Origin of the sequence: Streptomyces sp. SAJ15, assembly GCF_007595705.1 — a bacterium.
Taxonomy (GTDB): Bacteria; Actinomycetota; Actinomycetes; order Streptomycetales; family Streptomycetaceae; genus Streptomyces.
Window position 1 is genome coordinate 165,146 of the sequence record NZ_NISY01000009.1, and the last position, 18,838, is coordinate 183,983.

The following is an 18,838-nucleotide window of genomic DNA, read 5'->3' on the forward strand; positions in this document are numbered from 1 at the left end:
CGGGCGCTCCACCAGGGGCTCATGATGACTGGGCGCCCGCGCCGGTCTCCGTCCGCAGCCGGTGGGTCATCCGCCGCATGGCGGAGACCGGCAGCGCCGGGTTCCGGGCCGCGTCCTCCGCGAGGTCGACGTTCCACAGCAGTCGTGTCAGCACCCCGGCCGGCAGCCGAGGATGGCGGGCGGCGGCGCGGCGCACCTCGAGGCGCGGATCGTCGAGGAGCCATACCGCGGAGGCGGGGGTCAGCCGGGGATCGGTCGCGGCGCGCAGCCGCACCTCCCGGTGGGGATCGCGGCTGAAGCGCTCCACCAGCTCGGCGGTCGCGTCCGGGTCGTCCAGGGCCAACTGCCGCATGCGGGGGTTCGGATCCTCGGCGTACCGCAGGAGTCCGCGGCGGGGGAAGTTCGGGTGGGTGCGCGGGCGGCCGGGATGGCTGAGACTCCCGTTCCACCAGCGCCACACCTCCAGCAGCAGGTCCGCGGGGGCGTCGTCGCAGGATTCGGTGAGGAAGAGCCGCACCACACGGTCCTCGTCGCGCGCGAGGCGTTCCACCACGTCCGGTGGCAGGCGCCTGGCGCGGGCGACGCTGCCGCGCACCAGCGGATGCGAGGAGGCGGCCAGCCGGCGCATGGCCTGCGGGTCGTGGTGGAGCGCCACGACCCAGGGCAGTGCGTGCCGGAGCCCGTGGGGGTCGACGTCGACCGGGATGGCGGCGCGCTGTTCCTCGGTGAGGTCGGGACGCAGGGACACGACGAAGCGGACGCCGTGGTCCGTGTCGTGTGCCAGGCGGGCCACCAGGTCGGGCGCGAGGTGCGGGTTGGCCGCGAGAGCGCCGCGCAGCGCGGGTTCCTCGTGGGCGCACAGGTGCTCGGCGAGTCCGCGCTCCAGCCGGCAGGACTCGGCGGCCCGGTCGCGGCGGTCGAGGGTGTCGAGGGTGTCGAAGACCGGTCGCGACATCGGATGGTCGCGGTGGTGGAGCAACAGGGCCGTGACGCGGACCCGGTCGTCGGGGTCGGAGAGCAGCGTGCGCCGGTGGGGGTCGGGCAGCCGCGCCCAGCCGTTCCCGCAGGCCGAGGCCCGCACGGCCGGGTCGGGGTCGGCGGCCAGGGTGGCCAGCGACTCGACGGGCAGCCCGGGGAGCCGGGCGGTCTCCTCGCGGACTTGGGCGGACGGGTCGGCGGCGAGCGTCACGTGGGCGGTCTCGGGCAGCGCGGCGCGGCGGTCCGCCGCGTGCAGGGTGAGGATCCAGCGGCGCCGGGGGTCGGCCTCGCCGAGGATCAGTCGCGCCCACTGTCGAGGGTCGAGGTTCGGCTGGGTCTCGGCCGTCAGCTCGCGCACCTTCGCGTCGGGGTGGTCGATGGCGGCGTCCACGACGGAGGCCGGCAGGGGCCGCCACAGCAGAAGGTGGCTGAGGCCCAGCAGTCCGTGTCGGACGTCGTCGGGGGCGGCGGCGTGGCCCGCGAGTCCGTTGGCCCACGCCTCGCACAGGCGTCCACGGGGGCGCGGCCCTCGGGAGAGGAATGCCCAGGCCGCGGCCCGCTGCTCCGGGGTCTCCCGGGCGGCGGCCCGCGCGGCCGCCTCCCGGCGTTCGGTGACCCGGTCCACGGCGACGAGCCAGGTCTCGTACTCCTCGGTGGTGGCGCCCAGCAGGGCCTCCCCGTGGGTGGCGGCGGTGACGAACTCCGGCTCCCCGGGGCGGTCTCCGAGGACACCGGCGAGATCCCAGCGCGCGGTGAGACGCACCCGGGTCCAGTACGGGGAGGGCCGGCCCGGCCCGGCGCCGGCGACGCTGATGAGGAAGGCCCCGTCGTCGCCGATGATCCGGTGTGCGACGGCGAGCCGGTGCCACTCCGCGTTGAGCTCGGCGACCAGGTCGGGCCGGTCCCTCCGGACGGCCACCGTCGGCTCGGCCGTGACGGTGGTGATCGGGCGCCAGGCGGTCGAAGGCGGGATGACGCCCTCGTCCCTCGCGTCGCCGATCACATCCAGTCCGGCACGGCCCAGCAGCTCCGACAGTTCACTCGCCCGTGTCATGGCGGTTCATGATGCCCGAGGGCGCTTGACGGCGAGGAACCGGCCCGGGAGGCGGCTCGGTCAGTGGGCGGCGGGCTGCTCGGTGGGCTTCTCCTCGCCGCTCTGCTCGCCCTCCGGCTGGTGCTGCCGCACGGCGGGTTCCCGGACCAGGGTGTAGAAGACCGACCGCTTCTGCTTGCTGCGCTCCGCCTTGCCCTGGGCGACGAGCGACTCCAGGGTGTTGCGCACCACCGTGGCGTGCACCTTGCGTTCCGCGTGGCTCTCGGCCAGCGCGTTGGTGATTTCGGCGACCGACTGCGGTTCGACCCGTTCGGTCAGATGGGCGGTGACGAGTTCGCCCAGTGTGGCCCGGGGACCGTCGCTCGGGGAGCCGTTGGACCGCGCCCGGCCGGGATTCTTGGCGGAACGGGCCTTGGGGACCGCCGCCTTGACGCGCTTGCCCTTCGTCGCCGGCGCCTTCGCCTGCGCCGTCTTCGCCTGCGGCCCCTTCGCCTGCGGGGCCTTCGCCGCCCGCCCCTTGGCGGTGCCGGTCGGTCGGGACTTCGACGGCACCGGTGAACCACCCGTGAGGGTGCTCTGCATGCTCACCAACACGTCGTGGTCCCTCTGGAGCGCCCCCAGTTGGTCCTGGAGCGCGGCGATCTCCGCGCTGAGGCGCTCCCGTTCCTCCTCGTTGCGTGTGATGTCTGCGGCGACCTGGGCCGCGTACTGCTCCTTCAACGTGGTGGGTTCTGGCACGACGCCTCACCTTCCGGTTGCCGTTGTTGGTGCGGGATGTTACTCACACTCCGGATGCGCGGCGCAAGCAATGCGCGCAGCGGCGCCTGAATGGGGGGCTGGGGAAGACTGACGTGCTATCGCGGTGTGACGTCCCGGGTGATGAGGTGGACGAGGTCGCGTTCGGAGACCTCGCCGTGCTCCGAGGTGAAGACGAGGGCGGGGTGCCGGGGATCGGCGGGCTGGTCCAGGGTGATGACCGCGAGGGGCTCGTCGAAGTGGTCGCACGTCTGGGTGCACCGGGTGTACCGCTGGGTGAAGACCCGGGCGGGTCCCAGCGGGGTCCGCACCGTGCGGGCGGTCCTGTCCACCGCGGGTGGGATGTCGGCGACGGTCCGGTAGCGCGGGTGCTGCCCGTTGGCGGGGCTCAGATTGGCCTGTGCGTCGATCTCGCAGTCGGTGGGCACCGAGAACCAGGACAGGTGCGGGGTGTCCCCGTCCATGGCCCGCCAGGGGGCCTTGCGGCAGGCGGCCGGGGTGCCGGGTGCCGCCGGCGGGGAGAAGCCGTCCTCGATCCGGAAGCCGGCGGGCAGCGCGATACGGAAGCGCGGCATCCCGTCGCCCCCGACGTCGTGCGGGGTGCGGGGTTCGGGTGCCGAGGACGTCTCGGGCGCGCCGCCGCCGGTGTCGTCCCCGAGGCATCCGGAGAGCAGCACCACGCCCAGCGCCGCGAGGGCCGCCAGCCGCATCCGGGTGCCCGACCGACGTCGGGTCGTGTTCCGGTTCGCTCGCATCCGTGGTTCCCACCCGTCCACTCGTGTGACCACTCAGGTGACCACCGTTCGCTGTGATCACTTGTTCGCGGGCAAGGGACGTCGGGGCGCCGCGTTCGGTTCCGCGCGGGACGCGCCCCCGGGGGTGCCGTGGCGGGGTGCCCGGCCCGCGGAGAGGGCCGCTCGCGCGGCGCGGGGACACGACGATGCCACCGGTCCCTCGGGGACCGGTGGCATCGTTGGTCAGCCGTGCCGGGCGCGTCCGGTGTTCGGGGACGGGCCGGGGCGCGTCACTTCGCGTTCCGCACCGTGCCGGTCACCTCGACGCCCGGGTGCGTCTCCCAGTGCTCGTCGAAGGTGAACAGCCGCAGCCGCAGCGACTCGTCCTTCTCGGCCAGCTTGTCCTTGACGGTGGGTACGGACACCACGGTGCTCAGCTTGCCGGCGGGGAGGGACATCCGCAGGGACGGGTCGTCGCCCGCCTTGGACAGCGGCCGGGCCGGGTTGGGCTTCTGGTCGAGGGCCGTCTCCAGCCAGGTCTTGTCGACGTCCACGGTGGACAGCTCGGTGCCGCCCTTGACCGGCAGGACGCTGAACCCGCCCTCGATCTCCAGGTCGGCGGCCTGGGACAGCTTCACCCGCCAGCTCAGCTTCTGCCCCTCGGTGACGCGGTCCGCGACGGGCTCCACCGTGATCTTGGGCATGGGGTCGTCGTTCTGGACGGTCAGCCCGCCCGCGTAGGAGCCGACCACGGCGCCCCGCACCGCCTTGGCGAAGACGTTGTGCGTGACCTCGGAGCCGTAGCGGGTGTTGCCCGGCACGGTGATCGGCACGTCGACGTCGTGGCTGCCGGCCTTGACCGTCACGACGCGGGAGGTGGCCTTGCCGGTCTTCGCGTCGATGACGGACAGTCGGATCGTGCCGCTGCCCTTGCCGGAGACACGGACCGGGATCCGGTGGGTCTGGGTCCCGGAGTCGCCCTCCTCGACCTTCAGTCGGCCGAGGTCGACGCGCGGCAGCGCGGCCGGGCGCACGGCGGGGGTGCCGGGGCGCCAGCCCCAGGCGTCCATCAGCCACGCCTTCCCCTTGCCGCCGCGCGCGGTCAGCTCAAGGGCCTTGACCTGCTTCAGGTCCAGCTTGGCGCGGACCGCGGCCGTCAGCGGGACCCGGACCTCGCGCGCCCAGTAGGACGCGGTCCGGTCGGTGCCGGGCAGGCCGTCGACGCGTGCCTTGCCCAGCTTCGCCCGTCGGCCCGAGGCGTCGGTGATCGCGACGTCCAGCTCGGTGCCGCCGGTGTTGGGCGGCACGATCACCCGCAGGGCGAGGGACTCGGCGCCCTTCACGGAGACCGGGCGGTTCGGGGTGACCCGCGTCGTGGAGCCCGCCTTCGGCCAGCCCATGGCGATCGCGTGGCGGCCCGGCTCGGGCGACATCGCCCAGCCGGCGAAGTGCGGCGACGCGCCCTTCGTGGTCGGCGGCAGGCAGGCCGCCGGCGAGTGGTCCACCTGCAGGCACATCTTGCCGCCGGTGACGGAGGCGGCGGAGGGGTCCGGCACGACCAGGGGCGTGCGGTTCGCGCCGACAGCGTGGGTGTACACCCGCGCGGGATCGGCCGAGGGCGCGCGCAGGTTGGAGCCGTCCAGCAGCGGGCGCACCTTGTCGTCGCCCGCGACGAACAGCCGGGCCGCGGCGGCGATGTAGGTGGAACCGGCCTTCTGCTGCTGCTTGGCGGTCAGTCGGGTCTTCTTGCCCGCGGAGCACAGCGAGTCCGGCTTGTCACCGGGCCAGAAGTCGTCGTCCGCGGGCGCCTGCGCCTGCCCCGGGGTCCACTCGGTGTTGAAGTAGTTGTGGTTGGCGCCGACCATGTAGACCGAGCTGTGCAGGGCGGTGCCGCTGCTGACGCCGCGCGTGCCGTCGGCGAAGATCTGGCCCTGGAGGTCGGAGACGTCACCGTCGCAGCCCGGCAGGATGGTCATGGAGGGCACGTCGGGGACGGGGTTCTGGCCGAAGATGGTGGGCCCGATCAGGACGGTGCCGCGGACCTTCCAGCGCACCGGGCCCTTGTACCCGTCCTCGCCGGCGGGCGGCTGGGCGAGGCTGTCCAGCGCCGCCCGGTTGACGCCCTCGCCGCCGCGGGAGTGTCCGACGAGCAGCACCCGGTCCATGTCGGCCGGTGCCACCTTGCGGACGACGGCCGGGGCCTTGGAGCGGTCGGCCGCCCACTCGGCCCAGTCGCCGAGGTGCTGCCGCACCAGGGACGAGCGGGCCTGTGCGCCGCCGTCCTCGGCGTTGTCGTCCTGCCCGTTGACGCCGTTGGCGGAGATGGACACCGTCACATAGCCCTGGGACGCCAGGAGCTTCTGGTCGTGCAGGTAGCCGCGGTAGCTGGGCACCGACTTCATGCCGGTCCTACAGGGCCACCCGCCCTCGATCTCGCCCTTGGCGTTGTAGCAGGTGTAGTGGCGGCCGTGCAGGAACAGCGCGACCGGCCGGCGGCCGGGGGCGTCGACGGGGCCGACCACCGTGGCGCGCATCTCCACCGGGGCGGGGAAGCCGGGGAGTCGTACGGACTTCAGTCCGTACTCGCCGCTGGCGGTGCGGTACTTGCCCGGCTTGCCGGGGTCGACCTTGTTCGCCGGCAGCGGGGCCGCGGGAGCGGCGGGCGCGATCGGGCGCGGACCGCCGGGGGCCGCGTCGGTGGCGGCCGCGTCGAGACGGCGCCCTCCGGCGAGAACCTGAAGCTCCGTCATGGACCCGGCGGGGGCCTCGGTGAGCGGCAGCCGGAAGGTGCGCCCGTCCTTGTCCGCCGTCGGTCGGCCGAGGAGCTTGTCCCCGGCGTAGAACTCGACACGGGCGTCGCCCATGGGCACCCGGTCGGACGAGCGCCACACCAACTGCTTGTCGGCGCCGCTGCCGGTGAGCCGCCAGCCCTCCGGGAGCCTGTCGTCGGAGTGGGCCTGGGGGGTGGACGATATGGGCTCGGCCGATGGCTGCGCGTACGCGAGCACCGGCAAACCCACGGCCAGCGCGAGTGCCGCCGTACCGGCGGTCACCAAGCGCGGGACACGGATCACAGTCGTTCTCCTTGCTTTCTGCCTTGCTCAGGCACCCCAGAGATCCCTGGGGGCTCCCCCGCGTCCCCGATGACGGGGAACGAACGCCAGAGGTTGCCTCAATTCGGGCGCGATTTTTCTCATGTTGAGCAGGAAGAGACTTCCGGAGTCGATATCGGTCAGGAGGGCCACGGCGTCGGGCCGGCACACTCTGGACGCACGGGGTCCGGCGACACACACACGGGGCGCACGGACACGGTGCACACGGACGTCGGGCACACGGACGTCGGGCACACCGACTCAGGACACGGACTCCGGGCATGCGGACGCCGAGCGCATGGACTCGGGAGGGGCGAGCTCCAGCCGCTGACCGCTGAAGGCGGCGCGCAGCCGCCGGTCGTGGGTGACCAGCACCACCGTGCCCGGGTAGCGCGCCAGGGCGGCCTCCACCTCCTCCACCAACGCCGGGGCGAGGTGGTTGGTCGGCTCGTCCAACAACAGCAGGTCCAGCGGCAGGGCCACCAGCCGGGCCAGTTCCACCTTGCGGCGCTGGCCGGCCGAGAGGGTGCGGACGGGTCGGGCCAGGTCCGCGGGGGTGAGCAGGCCCAGGGCCACGACCTGTTCGGCGTACGTCTCTCCGTACGCCTCCACGACGGACCGTCGCTCCGCCCAGCCCCGGTCGTCCTGACGCAACAGGCCGACCCGGCGCGGGGCGCTCACCGTCCCGGAGTCGGGGGCGAGTTCGCCGGCCAACACCCGCAGCAGGGTGGACTTGCCGGCGCCGTTGGGGCCGGTGACGAGCAGCCGTCGTCCCGGCTCGACGCGGAGGCGGTCGAGCGCCAGCCGGCCGGAGACCCGCACCCCCGCCAGCTCCACCGCCGTGTCGGTCCCGGCGGCCGCGAACCGACCCTGGAAGCGCAGCGGACGTGGGGGCGGCGGAACCGGGTTCTCGGTGAGGCGCTGGAGGCGTTCCCGGGCGTTGCGGACGCGGCTCATCGCGCCGTGCGCCCGCGAGCGAGCCCGGAAGGCCCCGGCCCCGCTGAAGGCGGCGGGCGCCTTGCGCGGAATCTCGGCCAGCCGCCCGATGGCGCCGTCCGCGAGCCGCTCCGCGCGGGCCGTCTCGGCCTGCCACTCCTCGTACTCCCGCGCCCAGCGGGCCCGGGCCGCCGCCTTGGCCGTGAGGTATCCGGCGTAGCCGTTCCCATAGCGGTGGACGGTGCGCAGATCGCCGTCGACCTCCAGGACGGCGGTGGTGATCCGGTCCAGGAAGGCCCGGTCGTGCGTGACGGCCACCACCGTGCCGCGGTGGGTCCGCAGGCGCTCCTCCAGCCAGGCCACGGCCTCGTCGTCGAGGTCGTTGGTCGGCTCGTCCAGCAACAGCAGTTCGGGGTCGGCGGCCAGGGTGGCCGCGAGCGCCAGCCGGGAGCGCTGTCCGCCGGAGAGCGTGCCCAGCGGTCGGTCGAGTTCGAGGGCGCGGCGTTCGCCGAGCCGGTGCAGGAGGGTCCGCACGCCGCGGTCGGCGTCGCGGCCGCCGCGCGCCTCGTACGCGGCGACGAGCGCCCCGTACGCGTGGATCTCCGCCGCCCCGGCCAGGTGCAGTCGGCTCTCGGCCGCCCGGATCCGGCGCTCCATCGCGCGGAGTTCGGCCAGCGCGAGATCGATCGCGTCCCGGACCAGGGCGGTGCCGGGGAGGTCCAGGGTCTGGGCGAGGTGGCCCAGGCCGCCGGGGGCGCGGACGGTGACCGTGCCGTTGTCCGGAAGCTCGCGACCGGCCAGGAGCCGGAGCAGCGTCGACTTGCCGGAGCCGTTGTCACCGACCACGCCGACCCGTTCGCCGGGCCGCACGCCGCAGGTGACGCGATCGAGGACGACACGGTCGTCGTATCGCTTGGTGACGTCGGTCAGAACGATCTGGGTATCGGCAGGGGCAGTGCGCAAGAGCGCGCTCCTTCGCTGGGAAACGGGGAAAGTGAGTGAGACGATACGATCCGTCTCGTTCACGAGCGGCAACACTACCTCGCACCCGAGCCTCACGCAAGACGTCTCGTCTCGCCACCGCCCGCCGACACGGACCTGTTCATCAGATCATCGACTCCATAAGGTTGTTGATCATCAGTCAGTGAAGCGGCGGCCACGCGGCCGCCGTGCTCGGGGGTTTCTTCTGTGTCGCTACGCTTCCTGCCGCCCGCCGGCGCGCCGCGCGTCCTCGCCGCGGCGCAGCTGGCCAACTCCATCGGCGACGGCGCCTTCTATGTGTGCTCGGCGCTCTACTTCACCCGCGTGGTCGGCCTCTCGGCCACCCAGATCGGCCTCGGTCTGACCCTGGCGTGGGCGGTCGGCTCCGTGGCGGGGGTACCGCTGGGCGCGCTCGCCGACCGCCGGGGGCCGCGCGGAACGGCGGTGCTGTTCGCGCTCGCCACCAGCGCCTCCGTCGCCTCGTTCCTCTTCATCCGGTCCTTCGTGCCGTTCCTCGTCGCCGTCTGTCTGTACGCCACCGCGCAGTGCGGTCTGGCCGCGGCCCGTCAGGCGCTGCTCGCCGGGCTCGTGGAACGCTCGGCCCGCACCGGCGCCCTCGCCCACCTCCAGTCGACGCTCAACGCCGGGTTGGCCGTCGGCGCGGCCCTGGGCGGTCTGGCCCTGCACGAGGGCACCCGGCGGGCCTATCTCGCGGTCTTCGCCCTGGACGCGGTGGCCTTCCTGCTCTGTGCGGCGGTGCTGCTCCGGCTGCCGGCCGTCGCCCCGGTCCCGACCCGGACGGGCGGCGAGCCGCTGTTCGCGGTGGTGCGGGACCGCCCGTACGCCACGCTGACCGTCCTCAACGCCGTCCTGTTGCTGCGGATGCCGCTGCTCAGCCTGGGTATCCCGCTGTGGATCGTGGAACGTACCGAGGCGCCGAGCTGGCTGGTCTCGGCGCTGTTCATCCTCAACACCCTCGGCGTGATGCTCTTCCAGGTCCGGACCGCCCAGGCGGTGACCGACCTGGGCACCGCCTCCCGGGCCGTGTGGCGGTCCAGCCTGATCATGCTGGTGTCGTGTGGCGTCTTCGCGCTGACCGCCGCGGAGATGCCGGTGTGGGCGGTTGCCGTGGTGCTGGTCGCGGCCGCGGTACTCCAACTCGTGGCCGAGATGCTCCAGTCGGCCGGCTCCTGGCAGATCAGCTTCGACCTGGCGCCGGCTCACCAGGTCGGCCAGTACCAGGGCTTCTTCGGCACGGGCGTCCCGGTGGCGCGCACCCTGGGCCCACTGCTCCTCACCACGCTCCTGGTGGCCTGGGGTGTCGCGGGCTGGCTGCTGCTCGGGGCGCTCTTCCTGGCGGCCGGGCTGGCGACGGGGCCCGTGGTGCGCTGGGCGGAGCGGGACCACGCGCGGCGCGGCGGTCCGGTGACGGCCGCGGCGGAGTCCCCGTCACGGTAGGCAGCGTCGTGGGGGCTCACTACGGCTCCTCCGCCCACGTCTCCGGGCCGCCTCCCCGCCACTCCACACACCTCGGGTCGGTCAGGTCCAGGTCCTCCGCGCCCGTCCTCCCGGCGGCGGCCGCGAAGGCGGCGACATCGGAGGGGCGTTGGGCCACCCCGACGTCGCTTCCCTCGTAGCGCACCCGGCGCCGCCCGTTCTCGTCGGGTGGGTAGACGACCAGTTTGGCGGACATGAGGCCAGCCTCCACCCCGCTCCCGCCGCCGGCACCCCGCCACACCCGTACGGGTGGCCCGGTGCCGTGGGCCGACGCCCGGCGGGAGTGGTACCCGGGTGCGCGGGCGATCCGGACGGGCTCCGTGTCGCGGCCGCGCGTCAGCGCGTCTTCAGCAGGCGGCACGGGCCGGCTCGGCGGGCGAGACTCCGGCGGGTGAGGCTCCGGCGGTCGCGGGGGTCACGGCGGTCGCCGAGGGCGAAGGCACCTCGACCACCTCGTGGGCGGCGGGTGCCTCGGCGGCAGCCGGCGCCCCGGGGACGGCGGTGCGCCGGGCGACGGCGGGTGCCAGGGCGCCGAGGGCGAGGGCGGCCGCCACTCCGGCGACGGCGCTGAACCACCACACGACGGCCGGGCCCACCGTCGCGTAGACGGTCGTGCCGAGCGCCAGCGCGGTGAACCGGGCGGCGCCCCACGTCCACTGGTAGCTGCCCTGGTAGCGGCCGCGGGCGTCCTCCGGGGCCAGGCTCGCCACGATCGAGCCGGCGACGCCGCCGACCATCGCCTCACCCAGCGACCAGAGCACGACGGTTCCCGCGTACGCCCACACGGTGGAGGCGACACCGGTCAGGGCCACGCCGAGCGCGACCAGGACGCTGCCGCCCATCTGCACGGAGAGCTGGGGAAAGCGGCCCAGCAGGGTCGTGGCGAGCGGCTGGAGGGCGACGACGAGCACCGCGTTGAGCGTGGCCATCAGCCCCAGCGCGGTGGTGGGGAGGCCGTGGTCGCGGATGGCCAGCGGCAGCGCCACCTCGGTGAGCGTGTAGATCACCATTCCGACGTAGAGGAGCGGCAGCAGCGCCCGCATCAGCGGGTCGCGGAGGACCACCCCGTATCCGCCGCCGCCTCCCTTTCTTTCGGCGGCCCCGCCCTCGGCGCGGGCCGGCGTCTCGCGCCCGGCCGGCAGCAGGAGGGCGACGATCAGGGCGTAGCCCAGCGAGGTCACCACGTCCACCGCGAACAGCAGCCAGTAGCCGCGCTCCGCGAGGAACCCGCCGAGCATTCCGGCCACCGCGGTGCCGATGTTGATCGCCCAGTGGAACAGCGAGAACGCCGAGCGGCGGCGCTCCGGTTCGACGGCGTCGGTCAGCAGCGCGCCGGCCGCCGGGCCGACCATGGTGCCGGCGGCGCTGAGGAGCACGGCCGCGGCCGCCAGCAGGGCGATGTTCGGGGCGGCGAAGAGCAGGCCGTGTGCGGCGGCGGTGCCGACCAGCCCGGTCAGCATGGTGCGCCGGCGGCCCAGTCGGTCGGCGAGCAGGCCGCCGACCATGGGGCCGATGAGGTTGCCGGCACCCAACGCGCCCAGCACATAGGGGATCTGCGCGGTGGAGAGTCCGCCCGAGCCCAGGTAGAAGACGAGGAACGGGGTGACCAGGTAGCCGAGTCGGTTGACCACGGTCCCGGCGAAGACGATCCAGGCGGTGCGCGGAAGCCCGCTGAAGGTGGAGAGCATGGCGCGATCCTGCGCGCGCCGTGAACGGCGGACCATTGATTAAGCTGCACCTTAATCAAACGGATGACGGGGGTTGTCGGTGCTCTCCGAACTGGCCTTTTCCGCTGACGATCTGGCGCTCACCCGCTTCGCGATCTCGCCGATGTGGGAGGTGGCGACCAGCTTCCGGCTGCTCGTCTCCGGCGTGGCCCACCCGGTGCACCGCGGCTGGGTCGAGCAGGTGCGGCCCCGGGTGGCCGCGGCCGGGTTGGACTCCGGCTGGCTGTCCGAGCTCATCCCGCCGGACCGCTATCTCTGCGACTTCCTCACCCCCTTCCCGAGCGAGCCGACCCCCACGCTCGCCGCCGAGTTGGCCGCGATCCGCGCCACCCCGGCCGAGCGGGTGCGGGCCGATCTGGACACGCTGGGCCGGGCCACCCCGCCGTGCGCCGCCCTGCGCTCCGATCCGGAGGCCGGGCTGGCCCGGGTGGCGGAGGAGATCGAGACCTACTGGGAGCTGGCCCTCGCGCCCTACTGGGCGAGGATCCGGGCGGTGCTCGACGCCGAGGTCTTCCACCGCGCCCGGCAGGTCGCCGAGCAGGGGGCGGGACAGCTCTTCAACGACCTGCACTCCACGGTGAGCTGGGACGACAACACGCTCCGGATGGCCCGCCGGCACTGCGGCATCTCCCGGGAGACCGTGGGAAGCGGACTGCTGCTCATCCCCTCGGTCTTCGTCGGCCGGATCCTGACCTGGACCAGCCCGCCCAACCCGCCGCAGCTCGCCTACCCCGCGCGCGGCACCGGCACCCTGTGGGAGCGCCGGCCGATGCCCCGGGCCGAGGCGATCAGCGCCGTCCTCGGCCGTTCCCGGACCCGACTGCTGACCGAGTTGGAGGCCCCCGCCTCCACCACCGAACTGGCCGGCCGCACCGGCATCTCCGCGGCCGGCGTCTCCCAGCACCTGGCCGCGCTGCGCGGCGCCGGCATGGTCAGCGCCCACCGGGCCGGCCGCTCGGTCCTCTACGCCCGTACGGCGGTCGCGGAGACCCTCCTGACGGCTTCCCTGTGACAACCCTCCTCACGACTGCGCTGCGACCACCCTCCCCACGCCCTCCCTGCGACAGCCGTCCTCCACGACTCCCCCGTCAGCCCGGGCGGGGCGGGTCCGCGGCCGTCACACCCCTCCGGCATGATCGATCCCGCCCGAGAACCACCGGAGAGAGGTACGCCCTTGTCCGCGTCCGTCGCGTCCCTGACCGCCGCCATACCCGCCTTCGCCCCGTATGTGCGGTCGGCGACGCTGCTGCGGCCCACGGAGGGCGACCCCGGCCTCCACGACAGCTCCGTGGGCGGCCCGCTGCTGTGGCCCGAGGACGAGCCGTGGCCGCTGTGCCGCGCCCCCCATCTGGTGGTGGTGCGCGAAAAACTGACGGAGGAGGAGCGCGAGACCTGGCAGCGCATCGACCGGGACATGAAAGAGCGGCGCCGGCGGAACCCCGGGCGGGCCTACGAGGTCACCGAGGAGGAGGCCCGCGTCCAGCGGGAGATCATGGACGGCGCGTCGGGGCTCGACCTGATCGCCTGGGAGCGGACGCGCTATGTGGAGGACACCTCGGGCCCCGGCGTGCCGATGGTGCCCGTGCTCCAGCTGCACGCCCGGGATGTGCCGGACTCCCCCTGGCCGGGCGGGGCGGACGTCCTCCAGATGCTGTGGTGCCCGAACGACCACAGGGAGCCCCCGGGCCAGCCGCGCTACTGGGGGCCCACCGTCGAGCTGCGGTACCGCTCCGCGTCCGCCGTCGGCGCCGTGCTGGACCCGCCGCGGCCGGACCACGCCCACGACGGCTATCTGCCCCGCCCCTGTCTCCTCGACCCGCTGGAGGTCGCCGATCTGCCGGCCGTGGACGAGATTCCGGAGAAGCTGTACGACGCGGGCTGCCACTGGGCGGAGGCGCGCGGCGTCGAGTACGACCGCGGTCTGGCCTGCCGGCCCGGCTGGAAGCTCGGGGGCTGGCCCAGCTGGCACCTGACCGACCTCACACCCGTCGACTGCGGCTCCTGCGGTGTCCGGATGCGGCTCTTCCTCACGGTCGACAGTAGCAACGACGGCCCGGAGGTCACCGTGGGACGCTTCGGCGAGCTCCGAGTCTTCGTCTGCCCGACCGATCCGGCCCACGCCATCCGTCTGAACATCCAGTGACTGCCGGGGATCGGTAGGCCGTCGCGGGACGGGCCGGGTCCCGCGGCGGCCGATCGTCGCTCACGTCTGGCCGGCGAGCGCCGTCACGAGGTCGGAGGCGGCCAGCAGGCGGACCGTGCGCGGGTCGAGGTCGGCCGGGTGGAGGGCGTACGCCTCGGCTCCCCGCGGCAGCGGGATGTCGCCGCGCAGCAGGTAGGCGAGGTGGGCAGTGGCGAGGTCCGGGGCGGGCGTCCCGTCGGTGGCGGGTGTGCCGATGCGGGCGGCGAAGGCAGCGGGGTCCTCGGCGGCGCGCCGTCGGTAGACGCTCCGCGATCCGTCGAGGTGCCGGACGACGACCGTGCGCGCGCGGGCCGCGGCCTGCCAGGTGGCGAGCTCGCCGAGGCCGACGCGGGCGCCGGAGGTGAACAGGCCGGTGAGGCCGTGGCCGAGGGTCGTCAGCTCGTCGGCGTGCCGGTGCACCGCGTGGTGGTCGCCGGTGACGCCGCTGGCGACGTCGAGCCATCGCATGGTGCCGCCGGCCACGTCGACGACCATGGGGACGCTGGTGTTGGACGGGCTGGTCAGGTCGAAGCGCTGCTCGACCTGGCGGGGGTCGAACGCCGGGCCGGTCGCGCCGGGTTGGTCGCGGACCATGAGCCCGGCGAAGGCGTCGCCGAGGAGGTCGAACGGCACGCTGTTGTACGAGAAGACCACGGTGACCAGGTAGCGGACGCCGGCCGCGGCGAGCTTGTCGAGGTCCAGGTCGACGAACTCGGTGGAGCCGTCGGGCGCGGGGGCGCTGGTGAGGTCGCCGGAGTGCACGGCGGCGTCGTCGGCGTACCGGAGGTTGGTGTAGTCACAGGTCCCGATGTACTTCCAGGCGGCGTCGAAGAGCGCGACGGAGAGGTCGAGGTCGGTGACGCCGGACGTGTCGCTCTCCGTCCAGTGGAGGAAGAGCCGCAGGGTGCGGCCGGCGGGGACGGGCAGTTCGCTGCCGCGGGGCAGCGTCACCAGGGCGCGGGAGGCGGTGCGCTCCGCGAAGGGCGCGACCAGGCCGTCCAGGGCGGCGTCGACGACGGCGAGTTCGACGGGGGGCAGCGTGCCGGCGCGCCGGAGCACCTCCGCGGTGAGGGTGTCGACCGCGCGGGTCACCGTCTCGGCCGGCAGCGGAGCCCGCTCCTCGGGGACGATATGCGTCTGCGCGCGGCCGCCCTTGGGGAAGAAGACGCGCTCGTCGCCCTTTCGGGCGCGGGTGCGGAGCGCGCCGAGGGCGGACAGCAGCACCGCCGGGGAGACCCGGCCGGCCACCTCCCGCACGGCGGTCAGCACGGTCTCGACGCCGTCCTCGTCCGCCAGCCGCAGCAGGTGGTCCAGACGGCGCAACAGCTGTCCGGGGCGCCGGGTCAGCAGCGCGACGGCGGTGTCGACGTCCGCCGCGGCCAGGGCGGCCTCGACCCGGGCGGGCCAGTGCGGGAGGCGCAGCCGGTCACCGTCCGCCCGGGCCGACGGGGTGTGCGCGGCGGTGGCGCGCAGTCGGGCGGAGAGGGCGTCGTCGGTGAGGCGTATGTCGCGCAGCGCCGCGACGGCGAGGGTCGCGTGGGGGTAGCGCCGGGCGTACTCGAAGGCGTGCAGCCGCTCCGCGAGGTGCTTCCACTCCCGTGGGTGGCGGCGCATGTCCTCGACGGCCAGGGTCGGGTCGAGTCGGTCGAGGGCGGCCAGGAGTGCCCGGCGCAGGGGGCGGGCGATCGGGCCGAAGCGACCCACCGCGACCAGGCCGGCGTCTCCTCCGGAGAGGGCGACCGCCAGTCGCAGGATGTCGGTGGCCGTGTCGATGAGCGCGGTGGCCGCCGGGATGGTCACCGGATGCGCGGCCGGGTCGGCGAGCAGCCAGGCGAGGACGCGGGCCTTGGTCTCGCGGGCCGGGATGGCGGTGGGCAGCCAGGAGAGTTCGGTGCGCTCCCGGGTGGTCAGCAGGGCGTGCAGGTCGTCGGTGTCCTGCGGGCTCAGTGCCCCGGTGCGGCCCAGCAGGGTGGTCAGTTCGCGGCCCGCGTCGGCCGTCCGGACCATGTGGTCGCCGCCGTGGTGGAGGACGCGCAGCCGGGCCGGCAGGGCGCGGTCCGGGTGGGCGGGGCGGCGGGTGCGCTCCGGACGCAGAAAGGGGTCCCGGGCGTCGATACGGCGGTGGCACAGGGGGCAGGCGGAGAAGTCGGCGCCGTCGAAGCACGCGGCGCACACCAGGTGTGCGCACGGCGACAGGGCGCGGACGGTGGTCTCGGCGCCGCAGAGCACGCAGGGCTGCTCGGGGGCCTGGAGGAGGAGGGCCAGCACGCGGTCGGCGTAGAAGGCCACCGTGTCCGCGGGCGTGGACTCCGGGAAGTTCCGGAAGAGCGGGGTGTGGTCGCGGTCCGCGCCCAGGGCGTGGTCGAGGTCGGCGAGCAGGGCGCGGCCCTCGGCGGCCAGGGTCTCGGGGTCCAGCGCGGTGAGGGCGTGGCGCAGTGCGGGGGCGGTCAGCCAGCCGCGGTCGAGGAGTTCGAGCTCCAGCAGCGTGACCCCGGCGGCAACGAGGGGGTGGGGCGCGGTGTCCGGCCGTGGGCCGGCGGCCGCGGGCAGGTAGACGGCGCCGCGGCGGGCGAGCAGCGTGGCCGCGAGGCCGCGGCGGGCGCCGGTGGTACGGGTCGAGGCGGTCGCTGCCGTCATGGCCTTCCCTTCCTGGTCCCGGCGGTCCGCCGAGGGGTGGCGCGAGGTCGGCGGCTCCGGGCCGTACGAACCGCGCGGTGCGGGGCGAGGGGTGGGGTGGTCGCCTCACGTGGGGGGAGCCGACGGTCGACCGCTCGCGACGCGCAAGGTACCAAGTCGAACGGACGGCCGCATGCGCATTGTCCGTGCGGGGAGACGGACGTGTCGGCGGGGTCCGACCGCGCGGGGTGGTGGTCGGGGAGTGGGTCGTGTGCGCCCGTCGGGGCGTCAGGACGACAGAGTGCGGGGCGGGAAGTGAACGCGCTCGGTTCTTTTAGGAGAAGAAGTGAGAAGGAAGCACATTGCGGAGCCGCCCCGCGGCGGGAGATTACCACGCTCGACTCAGGCCGCGCTCTCCAACAGCGGGTGGGAGGCCAGCCGCTCGAGCAGCTCGCGGAGGTGCTCCCGGTCCCCCGGATCGAGGGGCAGCAGCGGGGGTCGCGGCGGACCGGCGGGGCGGCCCTGGAGTTCGAGCCCCGCCTTCACGGCCCGGGGCAGGCCGTGACGGACGATGAACCTCAGGAAGGGCAGTTGGGTCACCCACAGGGCGTCGGCCCGGTCCGGCGCGCCCCCGCGCTCCGCGGCGTGGAGCTCCAGACACCATCGGGGCAGCAGACAGGGTGCGGCGGTGCACCAGCCGACGGCACCGGCTCGGAACGCGTCGAGGGCGAGGGTGTTGCTGCCGTTGTAGACGGAGAGGGCATCCCCGGACAGCTCTCGGATGGCGCGGATGCGGGCGGCGTCGCCGGAACTCTCCTTCACCATGGTGAGGTTGGGGATCTTCTCCGCGATCGCGACGATGGTGTGCGGCAGCAGGTCGACGCCGCTGGTGCCGGGGTTGTTGTAGAGCATCACCGGCAGGTCGGTGGCGGCCGCCACCGTCGCGAAGTGCCGTTCGAGTTCGGCGTCGGTCAGCTTCCAGTAGGTCGGGGCCAGCACCATGAGCGCGCTGGCGCCGTTGCGGGCGGCGACGCGGGCGCGGCGCACGGTGGTCTCGGTGCTCCAGTGCGCGACACCGACGAGCGTCGGCACCCGTCCGGCCACGGTCTGGAGGGTGGTCTCGCAGACCGCGTCCCACTCGTCCTCCCGGAGGTAGGCGCTCTCGCCGGTGCTGCCGAGGGGGGCGATGGCGTGGCTGCCCGTGTCCACGAGGCGGTCGACGAGCCCGCGCAGCGCCGGCAGGTCGAGTTCGCCGGTGTCGGGGCGGAAGGGGGTGACGGGGTAGGAGATGATCCCTGCGAGCGGGGGCACGGACATCACACGGCCGTCCCTTCGGTCAGGCAGTCGGGGTGGTTGCGCAGGGCGCGGCGCGCGTAGTAGGCGAAGTTGGCCTGGTTCCGGCGGTCGGTGGAGGTCCAGTCGTGCGCCTCGCGCGCCAGCGCCGGCGGCAGGGGTCGGATCGTTCCCGCCGCCATGGCCAGGAGTTGCAGCCGGGCGGCGCGTTCGATGAGGATCGCCAGGTTGCACGCCTCTTCCACGGTGCGGCCGACGACGAGCTGCCCGTGGTGGGCGAGGAGGATGGCCCGCTTGTCGCCGAGGGCCGCCGAGATGATCTCGCCCTCCTCGTTGCCGACCGGGACGCCCGGCCAGTCCTTCAGGAAGGCGCAGTCGTCGTACAGCGGTGTGGTGTCCATCTGGGAGATCTCCAGCGGGACCTCCAGCATGGCGAGGGCGGCCGTGTGCAGCGAGTGGGTGTGCACGACGCAGTCGACGTCCTCGCGCACACGGTAGATCCAGGAGTGGAAGCGGTTGGCGGGGTTGGGCATGCCCTTCCCCTCCAGGACGTTCAGGTCCTCGTCCACCAGCAGCAGGTTGTCCTCGGTGATCTCGTCGAAGCCGAGGCCGAGCCGCTGGGTGTAGTACGTTCCGCGCTCCGTCCCGCGGCCGGTGATCTGGCCGGCGAGTCCCGAGTCATGACCGCCGTCGAACAGGATGCGGCAGGTCAGCGCCAGCTTCTGACGGGTGGTCAGGGTCGAGTCGGCGAAGTGTTCGCGCATCTGTCGCTCGGCGCGGCCGACGAGCGCGGCCTTCGCCTCTCGCAGTGTCGTTGCCATGGTCTGCTCCACTTCCGGGCGCCGGTCCTCCGGCCACCCCGTCGGCCGGCGGCAACGCTCCACGGCGCCACACCGGCAGGAAACTTGCATCACTATATGACACAAGGTTTCCTGAAGGAAGGTCGCCTCCTCGGGCGCACGGCCACCACTCCCCCACGTTCGGCCAGGAAA

Annotated in this window: 13 protein-coding genes; 3 read left to right on the forward strand and 10 right to left on the reverse strand. The window is 74.0% G+C overall.

What is annotated here, in order from left to right; translation table 11 throughout:
- Positions 1–19: 19 nt before the first annotated feature.
- The 5 genes from CD790_RS23130 to abc-f all read right to left on the reverse strand — a co-directional run bounded on the left by CD790_RS23130 (position 20) and on the right by abc-f (position 8,513).
- The gene (locus CD790_RS23130; protein WP_144385230.1) at positions 20–2,032 is read right to left on the reverse strand and encodes a PE-PGRS family protein; all 2,013 of its coding nucleotides are present in this window, start codon (positions 2,030–2,032) and stop codon (positions 20–22) included.
- Between the two features lie 60 nt (positions 2,033–2,092).
- On the reverse strand, positions 2,093–2,770 hold the full coding sequence (locus CD790_RS23135; RefSeq protein WP_186319189.1) for a hypothetical protein: 678 nt from the start codon (positions 2,768–2,770) through the stop codon (positions 2,093–2,095).
- Between the two features lie 116 nt (positions 2,771–2,886).
- Complete coding sequence (locus CD790_RS23140) at positions 2,887–3,543, reverse strand: hypothetical protein (RefSeq protein WP_144385231.1); 657 nt, start codon at positions 3,541–3,543, stop codon at positions 2,887–2,889.
- Between the two features lie 269 nt (positions 3,544–3,812).
- On the reverse strand, positions 3,813–6,596 hold the full coding sequence (locus tag CD790_RS23145; RefSeq protein WP_144385232.1) for a S9 family peptidase: 2,784 nt from the start codon (positions 6,594–6,596) through the stop codon (positions 3,813–3,815).
- Between the two features lie 279 nt (positions 6,597–6,875).
- Positions 6,876–8,513 (reverse strand): ribosomal protection-like ABC-F family protein, encoded by a 1,638-nt coding sequence (gene abc-f / locus CD790_RS23150; RefSeq protein ID WP_144385233.1) that lies wholly within the window; start codon positions 8,511–8,513, stop codon positions 6,876–6,878.
- Positions 8,514–8,738: 225 nt separating this feature from the next.
- On the opposite strand from abc-f, the gene CD790_RS23155 reads away from it, so the two are divergent.
- Positions 8,739–9,989: an MFS transporter gene (locus tag CD790_RS23155; RefSeq protein ID WP_144385234.1), complete on the forward strand. Its 1,251-nt coding sequence runs from the start codon at positions 8,739–8,741 to the stop codon at positions 9,987–9,989.
- A gap of 19 nt (positions 9,990–10,008) precedes the next feature.
- Here CD790_RS23155 and CD790_RS23160 read toward each other — a convergent pair whose 3' ends face one another.
- Positions 10,009–10,224 carry a hypothetical protein gene (locus tag CD790_RS23160; protein ID WP_144385235.1) on the reverse strand — a complete coding sequence of 72 codons (216 nt, stop codon included), beginning with the start codon at positions 10,222–10,224 and terminating at the stop codon, positions 10,009–10,011.
- Between the two features lie 151 nt (positions 10,225–10,375).
- The gene (locus CD790_RS23165) at positions 10,376–11,716 is read right to left on the reverse strand and encodes an MFS transporter (protein WP_144385236.1); all 1,341 of its coding nucleotides are present in this window, start codon (positions 11,714–11,716) and stop codon (positions 10,376–10,378) included.
- 73 nt (positions 11,717–11,789) lie between these two features.
- Between CD790_RS23165 and CD790_RS23170 the strand changes: the two genes are divergently transcribed.
- The gene (locus CD790_RS23170; protein ID WP_399218085.1) at positions 11,790–12,767 is read left to right on the forward strand and encodes a helix-turn-helix domain-containing protein; all 978 of its coding nucleotides are present in this window, start codon (positions 11,790–11,792) and stop codon (positions 12,765–12,767) included.
- 162 nt (positions 12,768–12,929) lie between these two features.
- Complete coding sequence (locus tag CD790_RS23175) at positions 12,930–13,898, forward strand: hypothetical protein (RefSeq protein WP_144385237.1); 969 nt, start codon at positions 12,930–12,932, stop codon at positions 13,896–13,898.
- Positions 13,899–13,958: 60 nt separating this feature from the next.
- Here CD790_RS23175 and CD790_RS23180 read toward each other — a convergent pair whose 3' ends face one another.
- From CD790_RS23180 to CD790_RS23190, 3 genes are all read right to left on the reverse strand, one after another.
- Entirely contained in the window at positions 13,959–16,574 is a 2,616-nt protein-coding gene (locus tag CD790_RS23180) for an MXAN_6230/SCO0854 family RING domain-containing protein (protein ID WP_144385238.1), read from the reverse strand.
- Between the two features lie 381 nt (positions 16,575–16,955).
- Complete coding sequence (locus CD790_RS23185; protein WP_144385239.1) at positions 16,956–17,870, reverse strand: dihydrodipicolinate synthase family protein; 915 nt, start codon at positions 17,868–17,870, stop codon at positions 16,956–16,958.
- The gene (locus CD790_RS23190; protein WP_144385240.1) at positions 17,870–18,667 is read right to left on the reverse strand and encodes an aldolase; all 798 of its coding nucleotides are present in this window, start codon (positions 18,665–18,667) and stop codon (positions 17,870–17,872) included. Before CD790_RS23190 ends, CD790_RS23185 begins: the two co-directional genes overlap by 1 nt.
- Between the last annotated feature and the right edge of the window lie 171 nt (positions 18,668–18,838).

What these genes read in the sequence shown, in the direction of transcription:
- CD790_RS23130 (WP_144385230.1), bottom strand. Translation starts at nt 2,032, where the DNA reads ATGACACGGGCGAGTGAACTGTCGGAGCTGCTGGGCCGTGCCGGACTG.
- CD790_RS23140 (WP_144385231.1), bottom strand. Translation starts at nt 3,543, where the DNA reads ATGCGAGCGAACCGGAACACGACCCGACGTCGGTCGGGCACCCGGATG.
- CD790_RS23160 (WP_144385235.1), bottom strand. Translation starts at nt 10,224, where the DNA reads ATGTCCGCCAAACTGGTCGTCTACCCACCCGACGAGAACGGGCGGCGC.
- CD790_RS23165 (WP_144385236.1), bottom strand. Translation starts at nt 11,716, where the DNA reads ATGCTCTCCACCTTCAGCGGGCTTCCGCGCACCGCCTGGATCGTCTTC.
- CD790_RS23180 (WP_144385238.1), bottom strand. Translation starts at nt 16,574, where the DNA reads ATGACGGCAGCGACCGCCTCGACCCGTACCACCGGCGCCCGCCGCGGC.
- CD790_RS23185 (WP_144385239.1), bottom strand. Translation starts at nt 17,870, where the DNA reads ATGTCCGTGCCCCCGCTCGCAGGGATCATCTCCTACCCCGTCACCCCC.
- CD790_RS23190 (WP_144385240.1), bottom strand. Translation starts at nt 18,667, where the DNA reads ATGGCAACGACACTGCGAGAGGCGAAGGCCGCGCTCGTCGGCCGCGCC.